Annotated in this window: 17 protein-coding genes and 1 riboswitch; of the genes, 7 read left to right on the top strand and 10 right to left on the bottom strand. The window is 45.4% G+C overall.

Annotated elements, in window-relative coordinates; translation table 11 throughout:
* Positions 1–2: 2 nt before the first annotated feature.
* Positions 3–638, bottom strand: coding sequence for a response regulator transcription factor GacA (locus F967_RS12995; protein WP_034431290.1), 636 nt, complete (start codon positions 636–638; stop codon positions 3–5).
* Between the two features lie 212 nt (positions 639–850).
* Here F967_RS12995 and pbpG point away from each other — a divergent pair, with 212 nt between their 5' ends.
* Both pbpG and F967_RS12985 read left to right on the top strand, forming a co-directional pair.
* Positions 851–1,927, top strand: a complete 1,077-nt coding sequence (gene pbpG / locus F967_RS12990; protein ID WP_155756414.1) for a D-alanyl-D-alanine endopeptidase PBP7/8 — start codon at positions 851–853, stop codon at positions 1,925–1,927.
* Positions 1,928–2,142: 215 nt separating this feature from the next.
* Positions 2,143–3,045: a hypothetical protein gene (locus tag F967_RS12985; RefSeq protein ID WP_004800350.1), complete on the top strand. Its 903-nt coding sequence runs from the start codon at positions 2,143–2,145 to the stop codon at positions 3,043–3,045.
* A gap of 57 nt (positions 3,046–3,102) precedes the next feature.
* On the opposite strand, the gene thrC is transcribed toward F967_RS12985, so the two are convergent.
* The 4 genes from thrC to xerD all read right to left on the bottom strand — a co-directional run bounded on the left by thrC (position 3,103) and on the right by xerD (position 7,601).
* Entirely contained in the window at positions 3,103–4,242 is a 1,140-nt protein-coding gene (gene thrC, locus F967_RS12980) for a threonine synthase (RefSeq protein ID WP_004674289.1), read from the bottom strand.
* Positions 4,243–4,300: 58 nt separating this feature from the next.
* Complete coding sequence (locus F967_RS12975) at positions 4,301–5,602, bottom strand: homoserine dehydrogenase (protein WP_004762367.1); 1,302 nt, start codon at positions 5,600–5,602, stop codon at positions 4,301–4,303.
* A 129-nt stretch (positions 5,603–5,731) separates the two neighbouring features.
* The gene (locus F967_RS12970) at positions 5,732–6,547 is read right to left on the bottom strand and encodes a DsbC family protein (RefSeq protein WP_004680763.1); all 816 of its coding nucleotides are present in this window, start codon (positions 6,545–6,547) and stop codon (positions 5,732–5,734) included.
* 133 nt (positions 6,548–6,680) lie between these two features.
* Positions 6,681–7,601, bottom strand: a complete 921-nt coding sequence (xerD, locus tag F967_RS12965) for a site-specific tyrosine recombinase XerD (protein ID WP_004800347.1) — start codon at positions 7,599–7,601, stop codon at positions 6,681–6,683.
* Between the two features lie 149 nt (positions 7,602–7,750).
* Between xerD and F967_RS12960 the strand changes: the two genes are divergently transcribed.
* The 5 genes from F967_RS12960 (at position 7,751) to ftsW (ending at position 12,903) form a co-directional block, all read left to right on the top strand.
* Complete coding sequence (locus tag F967_RS12960; RefSeq protein WP_004674296.1) at positions 7,751–8,011, top strand: FeoA family protein; 261 nt, start codon at positions 7,751–7,753, stop codon at positions 8,009–8,011.
* Positions 8,008–9,861, top strand: a complete 1,854-nt coding sequence (gene feoB / locus F967_RS12955) for a ferrous iron transporter B (protein ID WP_004800344.1) — start codon at positions 8,008–8,010, stop codon at positions 9,859–9,861. Before F967_RS12960 ends, feoB begins: the two co-directional genes overlap by 4 nt.
* A 55-nt stretch (positions 9,862–9,916) precedes the next feature.
* On the top strand, positions 9,917–10,171 hold the full coding sequence (locus F967_RS12950) for a DUF6587 family protein (protein WP_004800341.1): 255 nt from the start codon (positions 9,917–9,919) through the stop codon (positions 10,169–10,171).
* Between the two features lie 156 nt (positions 10,172–10,327).
* The gene (gene murD / locus F967_RS12945; RefSeq protein WP_004800339.1) at positions 10,328–11,686 is read left to right on the top strand and encodes a UDP-N-acetylmuramoyl-L-alanine--D-glutamate ligase; all 1,359 of its coding nucleotides are present in this window, start codon (positions 10,328–10,330) and stop codon (positions 11,684–11,686) included.
* Between the two features lie 11 nt (positions 11,687–11,697).
* On the top strand, positions 11,698–12,903 hold the full coding sequence (ftsW, locus tag F967_RS12940; protein WP_004800337.1) for a putative lipid II flippase FtsW: 1,206 nt from the start codon (positions 11,698–11,700) through the stop codon (positions 12,901–12,903).
* Positions 12,904–12,962: 59 nt separating this feature from the next.
* On the opposite strand, the gene gluQRS is transcribed toward ftsW, so the two are convergent.
* The 5 genes from gluQRS to thiC form a co-directional block, all read right to left on the bottom strand.
* Entirely contained in the window at positions 12,963–13,826 is an 864-nt protein-coding gene (gene gluQRS / locus F967_RS12935) for a tRNA glutamyl-Q(34) synthetase GluQRS (RefSeq protein WP_004800336.1), read from the bottom strand.
* Positions 13,827–13,904: 78 nt separating this feature from the next.
* Positions 13,905–14,438 (bottom strand): RNA polymerase-binding protein DksA, encoded by a 534-nt coding sequence (gene dksA / locus F967_RS12930; protein ID WP_004680758.1) that lies wholly within the window; start codon positions 14,436–14,438, stop codon positions 13,905–13,907.
* Between the two features lie 191 nt (positions 14,439–14,629).
* Positions 14,630–15,445: a 3',5'-cyclic-AMP phosphodiesterase gene (gene cpdA, locus F967_RS12925; protein WP_004680757.1), complete on the bottom strand. Its 816-nt coding sequence runs from the start codon at positions 15,443–15,445 to the stop codon at positions 14,630–14,632.
* A 21-nt stretch (positions 15,446–15,466) separates the two neighbouring features.
* The gene (locus tag F967_RS12920) at positions 15,467–16,078 is read right to left on the bottom strand and encodes an NUDIX domain-containing protein (RefSeq protein ID WP_004680756.1); all 612 of its coding nucleotides are present in this window, start codon (positions 16,076–16,078) and stop codon (positions 15,467–15,469) included.
* 75 nt (positions 16,079–16,153) lie between these two features.
* Complete coding sequence (thiC, locus tag F967_RS12915; protein WP_004800331.1) at positions 16,154–18,049, bottom strand: phosphomethylpyrimidine synthase ThiC; 1,896 nt, start codon at positions 18,047–18,049, stop codon at positions 16,154–16,156.
* A gap of 84 nt (positions 18,050–18,133) precedes the next feature.
* Positions 18,134–18,254: riboswitch (TPP riboswitch) on the bottom strand.
* Between the last annotated feature and the right edge of the window lie 19 nt (positions 18,255–18,273).

Here is an 18,273-nt window from a genome sequence, read left to right as displayed (position 1 = left end):
GATTAAGGTTTAATGAGTCCATATCGAATCGCAAGGTGGGTGAGTTTGACATCGCTATCAATTCCCAGTTTTTCAAAAATACGATAACGATAGGTGTTTACGGTTTTTACACTAACGAATAATTTATCTGCAATTTCCTGGGCACTGATACAGTTGACCACCATCATTGCCACCTGCATTTCACGTTCAGAAAGAGCATCAAATGGAGATTGTTGGGTGTCGGAAAGATAGGAACTGGCGAGTTGTTCGGCTATGTCGGCACTGAAATATTTACCGCCCTGCATCACCTTGTTAATGGCACGCACCATTTCTGTAATCGGCGCACCTTTGGTGATATAACCCTTTGCCCCAGCCTTAAGTAACAGGGATGGATAAGGTTCTTCTGCAAGGCCACTCACCGCAATTACTTTGGTGTCAGGTGCGGTCTGTAATAGCCGACGTGTGGTTTCAACCCCACCAATCCCAGGCATGTTTACATCCAACAGCACCACCTGCGGATGTTTTTGCCGAACTAGGGCAATGGCTTCTTCTCCAGACTCAGCCTGCCCAACAACATCAACATCTGGATGGTCTTCCAGCATACGGCAAATGCCTGTGCGTACGAGCTCATGATCATCAACAACAAGAACAGTGATCAAGAAGACCTCCTTTTTTTCAGAAAAACTGGTTTTTTTGTTACATAAAGCAAAATTAGCTTGCATTGAAACGACAAAATTAGCAATCCTATTCTCCGTTTCTAGCGAATAGTTGTACACAATTGTGTCTATAAAAGCTTTACCCGATTTGTTCAAATGTAAGGCATAATGATAGTAAGCGCAAATGTGCAGCGTCCTGAGTTGAGTATTGTGTCGTGAAAAATTCTAAAAAATCTGTCATGCATGTGTTGGGCATGTCTATCTTGTTGGCGTGGAGTTCAACAAGCTTTGCCGAGCTGGTGGTCAATAACAGTCCAGTTGCTTCGGGTACAAATGGTTCTGCGTCGTTAAACTGGTCTGCGAATGATGCCAGCCAGTTAATGGAGGAAGATGAACCTTTAGAGATTAGTCCGCAAGGCTCGACCTCTGTGACGACAACTTTGCGCAGTGGTGGTTCTGCAACCATTACATCGTCGAGTAGCCCTAAAAATACTGTACAAATTCGCGACACTTTTAGCAACAGCATCAATTATAGTAGCCAGCCTTCAGTCAATGCCCGCGCTGCGCTGGTGATGGATGCGCAAACGGGTGAAGTGCTGTACAGCAAAAACAGCAACATGTCTGTGCCAATTGCGTCAATTACCAAACTGATGACAGCCGTTGTGACTGCTGACGCACGTTTAAATATGTCTGAAGAAATTACATTGCAATCCATTGATTTTGCGGGTGCAGGTGGCAAAAACTCCAGTTCAACCCTGCGTGTTGGCGACACAATGAACCGTGCAGAAGCATTGTTGTTTGCCTTGATGAAGTCTGAAAATCCTGCGGCAGCCGCTTTGGCTCGTACCTATCCAGGTGGCCGTCCTGCCTTTATTGCAGCCATGAATGCCAAAGCAAAGCAATTGGGTATGAGCTCTACCCGTTATGCTGAATCAACGGGTCTGGACCCTCATAATATTTCATCAGCACGTGATCTAGGCATTCTAGTCAGTGCAGCTTCACAATATGGCTTGATTCGTCAGTTCTCTACCACGCCAGCCTATGACTTCAATCTAGGCTATCGTGTGTTGAAGTCAAACAATACCAATGCCTTGGTGCGTAATGGTGGCTGGAACATTAACCTGTCAAAAACAGGTTATATCAATGAGGCAGGGCGTTGTGTGGTGATGCACACCACAGTAAATTCGCGTCCAGCGGTTGTGGTATTGCTTGGTGCATCCAGTTCACAGGCACGTACCAATGATGCAACCAATCTATTGAATTGGGTTGCGACACTGCCAAAACGTATTTAATACTGCGTAGATCAGTTTTTAAAATAAAAACTCTTCATCAAGAAGAGTTTTTTTATGCCAAAATGAAGCGACATAATTTGTCTTGTATCAACGCATGATACTGGTTTTTAAAATAAAAATCAGTTAATGTTAAATCATAACACTGGCTTTACAGTGCTTAAGTTTTACATCAGAAAAAACAAACAATTGAGTGATAAATAAATTAGGGGAACAACATGGGCAGCTATGTGATTCGTGAGAAATACTTTGGTTATAACGATGAAACTTTCTACGTAGCTGGCAATCGTATTGCTAATGTTTTTGATAATAAACAACAGGCTGAATTAGCTTATAAAAAACTTGAGATAGATGGAGCGCGTGATTTTGCATTATATGAAGTTGAATCCCTTTTTGATGCTGATGAAGCATTATTGCAGCAATTAGATGATTTCGTATATTCACGTTGTGGTGAACATATCTGCGAAGCAGGGGATATCTCTGACGATGTATTACCAGTAAGTTTAAGTGACGATGATACCTTTGAATTTATTCAGCTTGCTGGAATGCAAAAATTCCAATTGGTTGAATTCGAAAATCAAGTCAAATTTTATGGTTTATGGTCTGTAAAAAAACAACGATGGGTTGAGGAACATGATGAATGCTTTGCGGGTTTAATATATTCAGAAAATTTAGATGCTTTTAAATCTAAAGTTGAGCATATTTTTGCTGATTATGATTATTCAGCAATTGAACTAAAAGGTAGCTTAGAAGAACTTTCAGCGCAACCGATTTTATTGCAGGCAATGATTAGTGCACAATCTGGTTTAAGTTATGATGAAGCAAAACAAACTCTTGTCATTGATGCTTGGCAAGATGAAGCATTGTATGCTGTGAATTCGCTATTGAAGCAGCCTTTGTTTGAAATTAAAGAAATTGGCCTAGAAGAAATTCAAACGATTGAAAAAGAATTGGCCAAGCAGTATAGCTATGATGAAGATGACTGGGGAGACGAAGAAGAGGGTGAAGACTTTGATGCCGAAGCCCTTGTTGAAGAACTCATTCAAGAGTTGGCAGAAGAACTGGACTTAAGTGATGAGCAGCGGGCTGAACTGTTTAAGGAAATGAAAAAAGAATCTTAACGCCTGAAGATTAAAAAAAACCTGCCGTAGCAGGTTTTTTGATCTATCAATGATAGCTTACATATTTGAAAGAATTGAATCTTTCACTTGGGCCATGGTGGCATCGATGGACAACATGACTGCATCAGCACATTGCTTGATTGCAGTATCAGGATCTTTCAAACCGTTACCTGTCACAGTACATACGATCACAGAACCCTCAGCAATTTTACCCGCCTTGATGTCACGGATTGCGCCACCGATAGAGGCAGCAGAAGCAGGCTCCACAAACACACCTTCATACATTGAAAGCAGGCGTTGCGCTTCAAGAATTTCAGCATCCTGTAACTCATCAAACCAGCCTTTAGAATCACGTACCACCGCTTTGGCATGGTTCCAGCTTTGCGGATTACCAATACGAATCGCTGTTGCAACAGTTTCTGGATTCTCTACAGGCGCGCCACGTAAGAATGGCGCAGCACCAGCAGCTTGATAACCGACCATGGTCGGTAAACCTTCTGGTTTAGGGCCAGTAAATTGATCAGTTGATGCATCATAGATCACTTGTTCAAACTGGTCAGCAGGCTGGTTTGCAACTGCTTCTGTATAACCCATCCAGTGTGCAGTAATATTCCCTGCATTACCGACGGGCAAGCAGTGATAGTCAGGTGCACGACCTAAAGCTTCCACGATTTCATAGGCAATGGTTTTTTGACCTTGCAAACGATACGGGTTGATTGAATTTACAATGGTGACAGGTGCCTGATCAGCCACTTCTTTAACCAGACGCATACCATCATCGAAGTTACCACGAATTTGCATGGTGATCGCGCCATACATCATCGCCTGTGCCATTTTACCCATGGCAATCTTGCCTTCTGGAATGAGGACAAATGCCTTGATGCCTGCACGGGCCGCATAAGCTGCCGCCGCTGCTGAAGTATTACCTGTAGAGGCACAGATAATCGCTTTAGAGCCTTCCTCAACTGCCTTGGTCACCGCCATAGTCATACCACGGTCTTTAAATGAACCTGTTGGGTTCAGACCTTCGTATTTGACATAGATTTCAACATTTTTGCCAATAATACGTGGAATGTTCTCTAGTTTGATTAGTGGAGTATTACCTTCACCCAAAGAGATTGCACGTGTAGTTGCAGACACAGGTAAACGGTCACGATAACGGTCTACAAGACCAGTATAACGATTGGCATTCGACATGATGGTGTTCCAATATGAGGTAGAGCGGGGAGAGGGAAGTCATTTTCCCTCAACCTGATTAACTATCGAGCGATTCTAAACGAATTCTGATGATTTCGCCATGAATTGTAGGTAATGCCTGAATTTGTGCAAGCGCTTCATCCATCTTGGACTCAAGCACTGGATCAGTCAAAATCACAATTGGAATTAAATCCTTTAAGCGTGATTGCTGCATAATGGCATCAATACTGATCCCCGCACGGCTGAGAATGGTGGTGACATCGGCCAATACACCCGTCTGGTCTTCGGCATTGAGGCGAATGTAGTATCCAGTGGTCATTTCCTCACGGCTGAGGATTGGCACATTGGTGAGTGCTTCAAATGCCAGTTGAGGAATCGTTCCTGCCCCATCTTCGGTATAGGAAATATCACGCACAATATCAATCACATCGGCGACCACCGCAGAAGCGGTTGGACCTGCACCTGCGCCAGCACCGTAATACAACGTAGGACCAACTGCATGAGCTTGCACAAGAACGGCATTCTTAACACCATTGACATTGGCAATCAGTTCTTCGGATGGGATCAATGTTGGATGGACGCGTAACTCAATTCCATTGGCTGCACGGCGTGCAATACCCAAATGCTTGATGCGGAAACCAAGATCTTCTGCATATTTCACATCTTGTGCGGTAATCTTGCTGATGCCTTCGGTGTAGACTTTGTCAAACTGTAGCGGAATACCAAAAGCACAAGAGGCTAAAATGGTGAGTTTATGGGCCGCATCAATGCCTTCAACATCAAAGGTTGGGTCAGCTTCGGCATAGCCCAGTTCCTGAGCTTCTTTTAACACATCTTCAAAGGCACGGCCTTTTTCACGCATTTCTGTCAGGATAAAGTTGCCTGTACCATTGATGATCCCTGCCAGCCATTGAATATGGTTTGCTGCAAGGCCTTCACGGATCACCTTGATAATTGGAATACCGCCAGCAACCGCCGCTTCATAGGCGATCTGCACGGCATTGTCTTCTGCCGCCTTAAACAGTTCATTGCCATGTTCAGCAAGCAAAGCCTTGTTTGCGGTAACCACCTGCTTGCCATGTTTAATGGCTTCCATGATGACTTCATAGGCAGGATGAATGCCACCCATGACCTCAACCACGACATCTACATCAGGTTGACGTACGATGTGCATCAGGTCATCATTTTGTTGAATACCCTCAAGATTTAAGTCTGGACGTGGACGGCGTGTACCCACATGGGTAATTTGAATTTCTCGACCAGTACGGCGTTTAATTTCAGCAGCATTTTCTTGTAATAATTTAAGGGCTCCACCACCAACAGTACCAAGACCGAGTATCGCCAGACGAACTGGTTTCACGTCACACTCCATTTTATTCAATCGTTTTAATGAAGCTTGATCATAGCTAAAAAACTGCGTAGACACTAGGGCTAAGATCACTTTAATCTGTCGCCCAATTCGTTCTGGTGTATATGGAGGGGGAATGTTTTATTTTTCAAGTCGCTTGATGATCTCGTCAGGGGTCATATAACCACCCAGATATTCACCCTCAACATTGTAAATTGCTGGGGTGCCATTTACGCCCATGTTGAGACCCAGTTGATATTGGTCACGTACTGGGTTTTTACATTCTCCAGCGAGGACAGGTAAACCCTGAACGGCTTGATCAAAGGCGGCCTTACGGTCTTCACTACACCAGATCGCGGTCATGGTTGGCATAAACTGCTCACCACGAGGCCATGCGATGTAACGCACTTCAATGCCTTTAGCGGTAATTTCAGCCAGATGTTCATGCAGTTTGTGGCAGTAAGGACAGCTTGAATCGGTAAACACATAAATCACATGTTTGGCTTTACCGCCCTGCGCTGGATAAACAATCAGGTCTTCTGTTTTAAGGGCGGCCAAGTGTTTTTTATTCTCTGTTGACTGCAATGCCTCACTGACATTATGCAACTGTTTGTCGCCTAAACGAATTACATCACCCTGAATAATATACTGCCCGTCAGCCGTGGCATAAACTGAACCCATCCCTTCCAGACTCACCCAGTATAAGTTGGGCACTTCGGTTTTTTTCACCGCCAAAATTTTGGCATTGATATTGGCGGTTTTAAAATGCTTTTCCAGCGTTGAAACCAGACGCTGCTGGGTATTGCGTTCATTTAAGGTTGATGCTTCACCAGTTGCAGGCGCACTCGCTGTCAGGGCATCTTGTTTTTGTGCTGAGTTTTCTTTTGAGCAAGCACTTACCAATAATGTCGATGCTAATGTACATGCAAGTACAAGCTTGGAACGGTTAAACAACATAAGGAACCTTTTTTGTTCATATTCATATATTCAGGGGCTTAGCATAACAAAAAAATGCCATGACTTCGTTAAATCTTGCTGATGCATTGTGAACAAAATCAAGTTTTATCCCAATCTTGGACAAGTGGTGGTTTTATCCCCGTGGATGGTATTTACCATGCAACTCCTGCATACGGTGTTGAGCAACATGGGTATAAATCTGGGTGGTGGAGAGGTCACTATGCCCAAGCAGCATTTGCACCACACGTAGATCCGCGCCGTGATTGAGAAGATGGGTGGCAAAGGCATGGCGCAGGGTATGCGGTGATAACTCCGCCTGAATATTGGCCTGTAGCGCATAGCGTTTAATCGCGTACCAAAAGTTCTGGCGGCTCATGATGCCACCGTGCTGGGTGAGAAATAGATAATCGGTACTGCTCTTGTAGAGTTGAGGGCGTGATTCAAGCAGATATTTTTCAATCCAGTCACAGGCATATTGTCCGAGTGGAACAAGACGCTCTTTATTGCCCTTGCCTGTGATGCGTAAAAAGCCCTGCTTTAAATTGATCAGTTCCATGCGTAAATTGAGCAACTCAGAGACACGTAAGCCGCAGGCATACAGCACTTCCAGCATGGCACGGTCACGTAGGCCTAGGGCGGTGTTAGTGTCAGGCGCATTGATCAGCGACTCAACATCCTGTTCTGATAAATCCTTTGGCAATGCTCGACCAATTTTAGGGGATTGATGGGTGGCAACAGGGTTGTCATCCCTCAGTTTTTGTTCCCTTAAAAACTTATAGAACTGTCTCAGTGCCGATAGGCAACGCGCAATTGAACGGGGACTTTTACCAGACTTGGTCAGCGCAATCAGCACATCGGCAATGTCAGCACTCGACCATTGCGGTAATGAAACCGATGTGTGTAATTCGCTGCACTGAATCAGGTCGGAGAGATAGGCATTACGGGTATGGGGGCTAACGGTTTGCGCCACCAGATAATCACGAAAACCCTGTAAAAAACTCAAATGTTCAGGAATGGTGACCGCAGTGGGAATACGAGGTTTTTTATTTAACATAACAGCCAGTGTCCTTGATTCATCTGCACTGTAAAAGAAAAATTTTGTGTTGTCGATCTGTCAAAAAAGGAAATGCCATTGATATTGTTTTTGGTAATTATTCTCATTTGCCTGTATACTTGCAATAAAAGAGTCAAGGGTTAGAAGCGGTGCGATTGTCAGCATTAAAAGTCAAGCAAACGGCGATAATCACCAAGGTGAATCGCCTGGTCGATGAGACTGGACAGCCAGATCTTGTAGCAGTGCGTTTAGAGAGTTTGGGCTTTGTGCCAGGCACTCAGGTGCAGGTAATTACCAAAGGTGTGTTTGGTGGCGATCCGATTCTAATCCAGATTGGCTTTACTCGTTTCGCATTACGCAAAACTGAGGCTGAAAAAATTGAAATTCAACTTGAAGGAGCACCTGCATGAGTGATGCGTTACGTGTTGCCCTCGTGGGGAATCCAAACTGTGGTAAAACCTCTTTATTCAACCACCTGACAGGAACCCGCCAAAAGGTTGCCAATTATGCAGGGGTAACGGTAGAGCGTAAGGTCGGGCATTTCCAGTTGCCGTCAGGTCGGAGTGTTCGTGTCCTGGATTTGCCAGGAACCTATAGCTTAGAGGCCACCAGTCCAGATGAGGAAATCACCCGTGATGTCTGTCAGGGCAAGATCGCGGAAGAGGGGCAGCAGGATGCCTTTTTATGCGTGGTGGACGCAACCAACTTAAAATTGCATTTAGGCTTGGTGCTGGAAATCATTGAGCTGGGCCGCCCAATACTGGTGGTGTTGAACATGATGGATGAGGCACGTCGCCGTGGCATCCAGATCAATACCCAGAAACTGTCAGAACGTTTGGGCGTACCCGTGGTCGAGACTGTAGCAGTCCGTAACACAGGCATTGAAAACCTGTTGCACGCACTGGACCAGGAGAAATACACGGTTCCACAAACAGAGCTCAGTGGTTTGAAAGGTGGACACCATCAGAAAATTGAAACGATTTTCAGGGATGTGGTGAATTTCGTTGATCAGGAAGATAAGCGCACCGATTTTCTGGATAAGATTTTCCTGCATCCAGTGCTGGGCTTGATTAGTTTGGCTGTGATGATGTTTATTGTCTTTCAGGCGGTCTTTGCCTGGGCTGCACCATTCATGGATGGGATTGAAAGCCTGTTTGGCTGGCTTGGAGAAACCTTGGGACAACACATTTCCCAGCCATTGCTGCAAAGTCTGGTTGTGGATGGCATTATTGCAGGGGCTGGTGGTGTGGTGGTGTTCCTGCCACAAATCCTGATCTTGTTCTTCTTTATTCTGGTGCTGGAAGAATCAGGTTACTTGCCACGGGCAGCGTTCCTGTTAGATAAGTTGATGTTCAAGGCTGGTCTGAGTGGGCGCGCCTTTATTCCATTGCTTTCAAGTTTTGCCTGTGCCGTGCCTGGAATTATGGCAACCCGTAGTATCAGTGATCCACGTGATCGTTTTACCACGATTATGGTGGCGCCGCTGATGACCTGCTCAGCACGGTTACCTGTATATGCCTTGCTGATTGCGGCCTTTATTCCAGCGCAAACCGTGTGGGGCATTTTTAACCTGCAAGGTCTGGTGTTGTTTGGCCTGTATATGTCAGGGATTTTTAGCGCGCTTTGTGTTTCCATCGTGATGAAATTCCTGCAAAAGGACAAATCACAACATGCGTTGTTGCTTGAGTTGCCAAGTTACCGTATTCCAGACCTGAAAAGTGTCGGGATTGGACTGCTGGACCGCGCCAAAATTTTCTTAAAACGTGTCGGTGGCATTATCTTTGCGCTGTCGATTTTGCTTTGGTTCCTGTGTACTTTTCCGCAGGCACCAGAGGGTGCAACCCAACCTGCAATTGACTACAGCTTTGCAGGGATGCTGGGGCATGTGATCCAGCCTATTTTTGCCCCGATTGGCTTTAACTGGCAAATCTGTATCGCCTTGATCCCAGCGATGGCGGCCCGTGAAGTGGTGGTGGCTGCACTGGGTACCGTCTATGCACTGTCGGGTGCAGACGATGATGCGGTGGCACAAGGCTTGGCACACTTGATCAGTGCTGATGGTACAGGCTGGTCGCTGGCAACAGGTTTGTCTTTGCTGGTGTGGTTTATCTATGCGCCGCATTGTCTGGCAACACTGGCAACGGTACGTCGTGAAACGGGTTCATGGAAGCATGTGGCGGCGATGACTGCTTATTTGTTTGGATTGGCCTACTTAATGTCGTTTTTTACCTACCAGATTGCATCACGCATTTGGGGGTAGCAAATACCACCTGACCTCCTTTTAACAAAAGGAGGGAATCATTGGAGAGATGCTTATGTTTGAGTACTTGATTGTTGCTGTATTGGTGCTGTGGAGTGCTGTGGTGGTATTTAAGAAAGTATTTCCTCAAACAGCAAATGCAGCATTTCTGGCTTTATCCAACCTGTGCCAGCGTTTAGGCTGGCAGCGTTTGGCAACGTGGTTAAAACCTAAAATGGTGGTGGGTTGTGCTGGTGGCTGTGGCTGTTCCAGCGATGATAGTGCCACAGCTAAAAGTAAAGAACCCATCCAGACAGTAAAATGGCGTTAGCAATATAAGGGTTGCCCATATTTAAGGGTATGGGCGATTTTTTACTTTTACGCACTGACACAAAAAAGCCTGAATAAAACCAAAACTGAAAAAGCATTTAAAACAGTAAAGTGCTAACATTTTTGCCATTCTGTGAACTGCAAAAATGGAACGAAAATGTTAATACAACGTGGTGGATTAAAAGTCGTGGCGGGCCTGGGGGTTTCAGGTGTGTCGGCGGTTAACTTTTTACATGAACAAGGCTACCAGGTTGCAGTTACGGATTCTCGGAAAACTCCCCCTGGGCATGACCAGATTCCCGCTGGAGTGAAAACCAGCTTTGGCAAACTCGATTCAGAACTTTTACAACAAGCAGAAGAAATTATCCTAAGTCCAGGCCTTGCGCCACAGCTACCTGAAATCCAGCAGGCGATTGAGCAGGGTATTGCTGTTGTGGGCGATATCCAGCTGTTACGTCGCGCAACAGAAGTTCCAATTATTGCAATTACAGGCTCAAATGCAAAAAGCACCGTGACCACATTGGTTGGCTTGATGGCGCAGGATGCAGGCAAAAAAGTGGCTGTGGGTGGCAACCTTGGCCGTCCTGCACTGGATTTACTGAAAGATCAACCTGAGCTGATTGTGCTGGAACTGTCCAGCTTTCAGCTTGAAACAACTTCCCACCTGAATGCGGAAGTGGCTGTGGTGTTGAACATGAGTGAAGATCATTTGGATCGTCATGGCAATATGTTGGGATACCACAAGGCCAAGCACCGTATTTTTCAGGGCGTGAAAAAAGTAGTCTATAACCGTGATGACAACCTAAGCCGTCCACTGGTTCCAGATGTCACGCCGATGCAAAGTTTTGGTCTTAATGCGCCTGACCTGAATCAGTATGGCGTGTTGCGAGATGCAGATGGTACCATGTGGTTGGCGCGTGGACGTGAACGGTTACTTAAAACTTCTGAAATGTACATTCAGGGGATGCACAACGTTGCCAATGCACTGGCCTGCCTGGCATTGGGTGAGGCGGTTGGCTTGCCAATGCAATCCATGCTTGACACCCTAAAAACCTTTAAGGGGCTGGAACATCGCTGTGAATACGTCAAAACTGTTGATGGGGTACGCTACTATAACGATTCCAAGGGAACGAATGTTGGCGCAACACTGGCGGCAATTGATGGTTTAGGGGCTGCGATTGAGGTCAAGAAAGGCAAGCTGGCACTGATTCTCGGGGGGCAGGGCAAGGGACAGGACTTTAAGCCATTACGTGATGCCATCCACAAATATGTCAAGAGTGTGATTCTGATTGGTGAAGATGCGGCAGTGATTGAACAGGCCATTCAGGGAACCACCATCATCCAGCATGCCAATAGCCTAAAGCATGCGGTGGATTTGGCCCAACAGGCGACCCATGCAAAGGATGTGGTTTTACTCTCGCCAGCATGCGCCAGCTTTGATATGTTTAAGAGCTACAATGATCGTGGACATCAATTCGTGGCCTGTGTAAATGCCTTGAATGAAAATAAAAACTAGGGATTAGAGTTATGGCTGATTTAGCCCAAAACGCTATACAAAAGACTGTACAGAAGATTTCACAGCTGCTGAATCGTTTGCCCAAGTTTCCAGCAGAAATGACAGCACGCAATATCCTGATTTTCTCTGTGATTTCCCTGCTGTGCTTCGGTTCGGTGATGGTGGCGTCAGCCTCGATGCCGTATGCGGAATATATTCATGAAAACCCATTCTACTTCCTGATTCGTCATGGTATCTCGATTGTGGTTGCGGCGGTGGTGGCATTTTTAACCTATCGGGTCTCCCTCAATCTATGGTTTAAAAATGCATTCCCGTTATGGTTGATTACCATCGTCTTGCTGCTCGCCGTACTGGTTGTGGGTTCCGAAGTGAATGGGGCACACCGCTGGATTAAGGTGGGTGGCTTTACCTTGCAGCCTACAGAGATTGCCAAGATCGTGATGGCAATTTTTACCGCTGACTATGTGGTTCGCCGTGCCAAAGAGGTGCGAACGCACTGGAAAGGTTTGCTGCGCCTGAGTGGTGTCATGGCCCTAACCGTTGGCTTCATTGTGGCTGAGCCTGACTTGGGGGCCACCGTCGTGATTGTTTTGATGATGGTGGGTGTATTTTTTCTGGCAGGTGCGCCAGCAACACAGTTCCTGATTATGCTGGGGGCAATTGTTGCGGGTGTGACGGCCCTGATCCTGTTTGAGCCTTTCCGCTTTCAGCGCCTGATTTCATTTACCAATCCCTGGGCTGATCCATTGGGCGTTGGCTACCAGCTTTCCAATGCATTGATGGCATTTGGACGTGGTGAATGGTTTGGCACGGGATTGGGACACAGTGTCCAAAAGCTGTCCTATCTTCCAGAAGCACATACTGACTTTATGTTGGCAGTTCTAGGTGAGGAGTTTGGTTTTGTTGGCGTGACCATTGTGATGACGCTGTCATTTACCATGCTGGCATGCTGTATTCGTATTGGCCACCGTGCATTGCAACACAACTACCTGCGTGCAGGCTATTTGGCCTATGGCATCAGCATTATTTTCCTGCTACAGATTCTGGTGAATGCAGGCATGAATATGGGCTTGATGCCAACCAAGGGTTTAACACTGCCATTCATTAGTTATGGTGGTACATCGTTGATGATGTGTGCAGCCATGATCAGTTTGATTTTGAAAATTGATGCATCAACGCAAGAGTTAAATCCTGTGAAAGAAGAATCAAACTTCTAGTTAATCAAGCTTGAAAGTTTTAGAGAAGCCCTTTGCTATGCATAGGGCTTTTTTATTGCCTATAGGTATATTCCAGCCAAATGAATGCCTTTTGGAATTAAAGCAATATTCCATTGTTGCACCGCTTGTTTGAGCATAATTCGGGGCTGGTCAAGTTCAATATCAGGCTGACCTAGCGCTAAAATCGCCTGCTGTAGCAGTTCTGGAGCTTTAGAAGTGCCTAATGCCTGCGCCATATTCTGCTTTGACAGTTTTTGTCCCTGATCATTCATGGCAAGCGGGAGGTGCATATAACTCAAAGTCGGATAGTTTAGCAGCGAACCGAGCCAGATTTGGCGGGTGGTATTATCCAGTAAATCTGCACCACGAACCACATGGGTAATCCCCTGTAAATAATCATCGACCACGACAGCCAATTGGTAGCTGATAATGCCATCTCGGCGTTTTAGGACAAAATCGCCGAGATCATGTTGCAAGTTTGAGCATTGTTGGCCTTGTAAACGATCATCAAAACAAATGAGCTGATCAGCGACCTTAAGACGAATCGCCTGCTGGCTGAAATCAAGACGGAGGTCACGACAAGTACCTGTATAGATATGATTAGAGCCCAGCATTTTACGTGTGCATTGGCAGGCATAAACCGCCTGGAGTTGTTTAAGCTGTTCAAGCACCTGTTCATAAAGCTCTAAACGATCTTTTTGAAAAATGATTTCGGCATCAGGTTCAAACTGAAATGCATCAATACAGGAGAGAATGTGGGCTTCACTATGGGGATAAATGCGTGCAATGTCGGTATCTTCAATGCGAACCAGCCATTTGCCATGATTGGCTTTGGCATCACAATAGCTTGCGACTGCGGTAAGCAGGGACCCAAAGTGCAGTGGACCTGTCGGGGAGGGTGCAAAACGTCCGATGTAAGACATGGGGAAAGTCTCACGAATCTAAGTAAACATTGACTTCGTGAAGTCCCCCTCCCTTTAAGGGAGGGGCTAGGGGAGGGTTTATCCGTTGTTTTGCTTTTCTTTGATTTCTGCCAAAGTTTTGCAATCGATACAGAGCGTTGCCGTTGGACGTGCTTCCAGACGGCGTAGGCCAATCTCGATACCACAGGTTTCACAGAAACCATAATCTTCGTTCTGGATCGCCTCAATCGACTGTTCGATTTTACGAATCAGCTTACGCTCACGGTCACGGGTGCGTAACTCAATCGCAAACTCTTCTTCCTGTGTTGCTCGGTCATTGACATCAGGCAATGCAGTTGATTCATCCTGCATGGTGTTCAGGGTGCGGTCAACTTCAGACATTAACTCAGCTTTCCATGCATTCAAAATCTGGCGGAAATGCTCAAGCTGCCTTTCAGACATATATTCTTCGTTTTTCTTTGGCTGATAAGGTGCGATGCCAAACAGACTTGCGGTGGTTCCACCTTCCGCAGACTTGGGTTTGGTTTTACGCACACGTTTTACAGGCGCTTTTTGATCGTCAATCACTTCTGTCTGTTCGTCCAGGACTTGATTTTGGTTGTCATTCGCCATATAGGGCATTCCTCATCATACACGTACTATCTATACGCAAAAAATATGGTGATATGCAAGTGTTTTTATATAAACCGAAGATGGTTTTCCCCATCAGGGGTCGTCATCATATAGAGTTTTTAGACAAGATGGTAGTCATTCCTGTCTAGATTTCGTGAGAAATCGTGGATGTGATTTGTAATCAACAGTCGCTAATCATATCCCAAAACTTCTGAGCTGTTCATACGCTGGGAAGTCGGAAGCCGATAGACCTGTGTTTCCAGTTCTCCATTGGCCTTAAGGCAGATATAACGGTAACCAGGATGTTCCTCATCCAGGGCGAATTTATCACTTTTAGGCTTGAATTGAATACAGGTTGATGGGGTTGATAAAAATTGAATATCTTGCCATCCGTTAATAGAGTCTTGATGGACATGACCACAGATGATGGCTTTGATATTTGAAAAAGGTCGAATCGTTTCGAGTAAATCAGATGAGTTCTTTAGTTTATGTTGATCAATCCAAGCAGATTCCATCGCAAAAGGATGGTGATGGCAGGCAATAAGCACATAGCGGTCTTTTAACTGTTGTAATAGTCTGGTCAACTGTGCCAGCTGACCATCCGCGATTTTTCCATCAATACGCTGTGGCTGTGCACTGTTCAGTAAAATAATGCACCATTTGCCAAGTTCAACAACCGTTACCTGTGTCTGGTCGCTTTCATGGAAAGGAAAATGGACAACATCATCATGATTGCCTGGGGTATGGAAGAAAGGAATGCCCAGACTCTGCATATGTTGCAGATAGCGATTGTAGGTCACTGGTGTCGGGTTCTGAGCCAGATCACCTGTATGCACAATCAGGTCAATATGGGGGTGCTGTTGGCGCATCAAGTCGATTACTGCATGAAAGCTTTGCTCGGGATGCATCCCGACAAACTCCAGATGCGGATACTCCAGTAAATGGGTATCAGTAATCTGTATCATCACAAAATCTTTTTGCGATAACGCTGAGACCTGGAAAGTCACCGTCTGTAGTCCCCCAGATTCTTATCGTTGTTGTAAGTGTTGAGCCAGCCACTGCAATGCCATAATCACAGGTGCATTTCTCAAACGTCCATTCTTAAGTAAAGTGCCTAGTTCTGAATAGTCAAATAAATGAAGCTGGATGTTCTCCCCTTCATCTGGCATCCCAAAGATGCCCCCCATTTTTGGTAATTCTACTTCTGCCGCATACAAGTGAAAAAATTCCGAGCATGCCCCCGCAGAAGGGTAAAAACTAAATAAATGCTGGAGCTGTTGAACCTCACAACCCGATTCTTCCAGGCTTTCCCGACGGATACAGTCTTCTGGTGCTTCGTCTCCATCAAGCACACCAGCAATGACTTCAAGTTGCCATGCTGACTCGGAGTCATTTAATGCACCGACCCGAAACTGCTCAATGAGTGCAAAGCGTTGTTGTTGGTCATTATAAAGCAAGACACCAGCGGCTTCTGGGCGATGGATCAGCTCACGCTGAATCACGGGTGAGTAATCTGGCTGATTAAACAATCGGTGTCGAAAGCTCACTTTCTCAACTTGAATGAATCCTCGGAATAAAAACTCTCGAGATTCTATCGTAACGTCGGATGCTGAATAGCTGGCGTGGTCAAGAATATTCATCTTCAATCAGGATGAGATTGTACATATCTCATCCTAACCGAGAATGATTCATGGGCAAATCTTTTTTTAGGCGATTTACAGCTTGTGGTACAATTTTTGACCATGTTCCTGATAAGCGGTTTTCATGGCACTGAGACCTGCTTCAATATCTTTTTCCACATCATTTGACTGATTGGCATTGTGCTGGTTTTGAGCATAATCTCGCACATTCTGAGTAATCTTCATGGAGCAGAATTTTGGTCCGCACATGGAGCAGAAATGCGCTGATTTATGCGCTTCTTTTGGCAAGGTTTCGTCATGCATGCTGCGTGCCGTATCTGGGTCCAGACTCAGGTTAAACTGGTCATCCCAACGGAACTCAAAACGTGCCTTGGACAGTGCGTTGTCACGTACCTGTGCACCTGGATGGCCCTTTGCCAGGTCCGCTGCATGCGCCGCAATCTTGTAGGTGATAATCCCATCCTTGACATCTTTTTTATTCGGTAGACCTAAATGCTCTTTTGGTGTGACATAACAGAGCATGGCAGTACCATACCAGCCAATCATCGCGGCACCAATCGCCGAGGTGATATGGTCATAACCTGGAGCAATGTCAGTTGTTAATGGCCCCAGTGTATAGAATGGCGCTTCCTTACATACTTCCAGTTGCAGGTCCATATTCTCCTTGATCATATGCATTGGCACATGACCAGGTCCCTCAATCATCACCTGTACATCATGTTCCCAGGCGCGATGTGTCAGTTCACCTAAAGTTTTGAGTTCGCTGAACTGCGCTTCGTCATTGGCATCCTGCACACAGCCTGGACGTAGACCATCACCTAAGCTAAATGAAACGTCATAGGCTTTCATGATTTCACAGATTTCATCGAAATGCGTATACAAGAAGTTTTCTTGATGATGCGCAAGACACCATTGCGCCATAATTGAGCCACCACGCGACACGATGCCTGTCAGACGATTGGCGGTCATAGGCACGTAGCGTAATAACACACCTGCGTGAATGGTGAAATAATCGACACCTTGTTCAGCTTGCTCAATCAAAGTGTCTTTAAAGATTTCCCAAGTGAGATCTTCCGCGACACCATCTACTTTTTCTAAAGCTTGATAAATAGGCACGGTACCAATTGGTACAGGAGAGTTACGGATAATCCATTCTCTGGTTTCATGAATATTCTTACCCGTCGATAAGTCCATGATAGTGTCGGCGCCCCAACGTGTTGCCCATGTCATTTTAGCAACTTCTTCATCAATCGATGAACCGAGTGCCGAGTTCCCAATATTGGCATTAATTTTTACTAAAAAGTTGCGACCAATGATCATTGGTTCAATTTCAGGATGATTAATGTTGGCAGGAATAATCGCACGACCTGCGGCAACTTCTTGACGGACAAACTCAGGGGTGATTTCTCTTAAATTCTGAGCACCAAAGTTTTGTCCTGCATGCTGACGCATGTCTACGCCTTGTCCTTGGCGCTGATTCTCACGAATTGCAATATATTCCATTTCAGGTGTAATAATACCTTGTTTGGCATAGTGCATTTGGGTAACGTTTTTACCTGCCTTAGCTCGACGAGGATTTTGAATGTGAGCAAAACGAATGTCAGCAGTACGAATATCTTTTAAGCGAGCTTGACCAAAATCAGAACTTAAACTTGAGAGTACATCGGTGTCATCACGTTCTTCAATCCAAGTTTGGCGGACAGAAGGTAGACCTTGATTTAAATCAATTTTTACATCAGGATCGGTATAAACACCTGATGTGTCATAAACCATAATAGGTGGATTGTATTCACCACCTAGACCTGTCGGTGTTTCTGTCAAGCTAATTTCGCGAAATGGAACTTGGATATCTGGGCGAGAGCCTGTTACATAGACTTTTTTTGATGCGGGTAAAATACGGGTTAAATCTTTCGCATCTTGCTCATGTTGAGCGGAAATATCAGCAGAGGGAAGATTCGTTAATTGGTTCATGGCATGATCCTTATGTATTACATTAACGAATCAAGCACGAGCAAAAACGATAGCGAATTTATCTCTTTGATAAATAAAGGCGAGGCTTTTGTTGGGCTTGATTCCTACGCAGGTGTTAACCTGATCAGGTTCAACGGTACTTGTCTTTAAATCTTGTGATTAAGATAATCTCAGCAGTTAATTAACTGCGCTCCGTCAAGCTAGGTATTTAGACTAACAGATTT

Source organism: Acinetobacter sp. CIP 102637 (genome assembly GCF_000368425.1).
Taxonomy (GTDB): domain Bacteria; phylum Pseudomonadota; class Gammaproteobacteria; order Pseudomonadales; family Moraxellaceae; genus Acinetobacter; species Acinetobacter parvus.
The sequence above is the reverse complement of the archived record's forward strand: the minus strand, read 5'-3'. Positions and strand labels throughout refer to the sequence as shown.

Bases quoted from the DNA above. Each gene is read 5' to 3' on its own strand.
- F967_RS12985 (WP_004800350.1), top strand. From the start codon at position 2,143: ATGGGCAGCTATGTGATTCGTGAGAAATACTTTGGTTATAACGATGAA.
- thrC (WP_004674289.1), bottom strand. From the start codon at position 4,242: ATGTCGAATGCCAATCGTTATACTGGTCTTGTAGACCGTTATCGTGAC.
- F967_RS12970 (WP_004680763.1), bottom strand. From the start codon at position 6,547: ATGTTGTTTAACCGTTCCAAGCTTGTACTTGCATGTACATTAGCATCG.
- xerD (WP_004800347.1), bottom strand. From the start codon at position 7,601: ATGTTAAATAAAAAACCTCGTATTCCCACTGCGGTCACCATTCCTGAA.
- feoB (WP_004800344.1), top strand. From the start codon at position 8,008: ATGAGTGATGCGTTACGTGTTGCCCTCGTGGGGAATCCAAACTGTGGT.
- F967_RS12950 (WP_004800341.1), top strand. From the start codon at position 9,917: ATGTTTGAGTACTTGATTGTTGCTGTATTGGTGCTGTGGAGTGCTGTG.
- murD (WP_004800339.1), top strand. From the start codon at position 10,328: ATGTTAATACAACGTGGTGGATTAAAAGTCGTGGCGGGCCTGGGGGTT.
- ftsW (WP_004800337.1), top strand. From the start codon at position 11,698: ATGGCTGATTTAGCCCAAAACGCTATACAAAAGACTGTACAGAAGATT.
- gluQRS (WP_004800336.1), bottom strand. From the start codon at position 13,826: ATGTCTTACATCGGACGTTTTGCACCCTCCCCGACAGGTCCACTGCAC.
- dksA (WP_004680758.1), bottom strand. From the start codon at position 14,438: ATGGCGAATGACAACCAAAATCAAGTCCTGGACGAACAGACAGAAGTG.
- F967_RS12920 (WP_004680756.1), bottom strand. From the start codon at position 16,078: ATGAATATTCTTGACCACGCCAGCTATTCAGCATCCGACGTTACGATA.
- thiC (WP_004800331.1), bottom strand. From the start codon at position 18,049: ATGAACCAATTAACGAATCTTCCCTCTGCTGATATTTCCGCTCAACAT.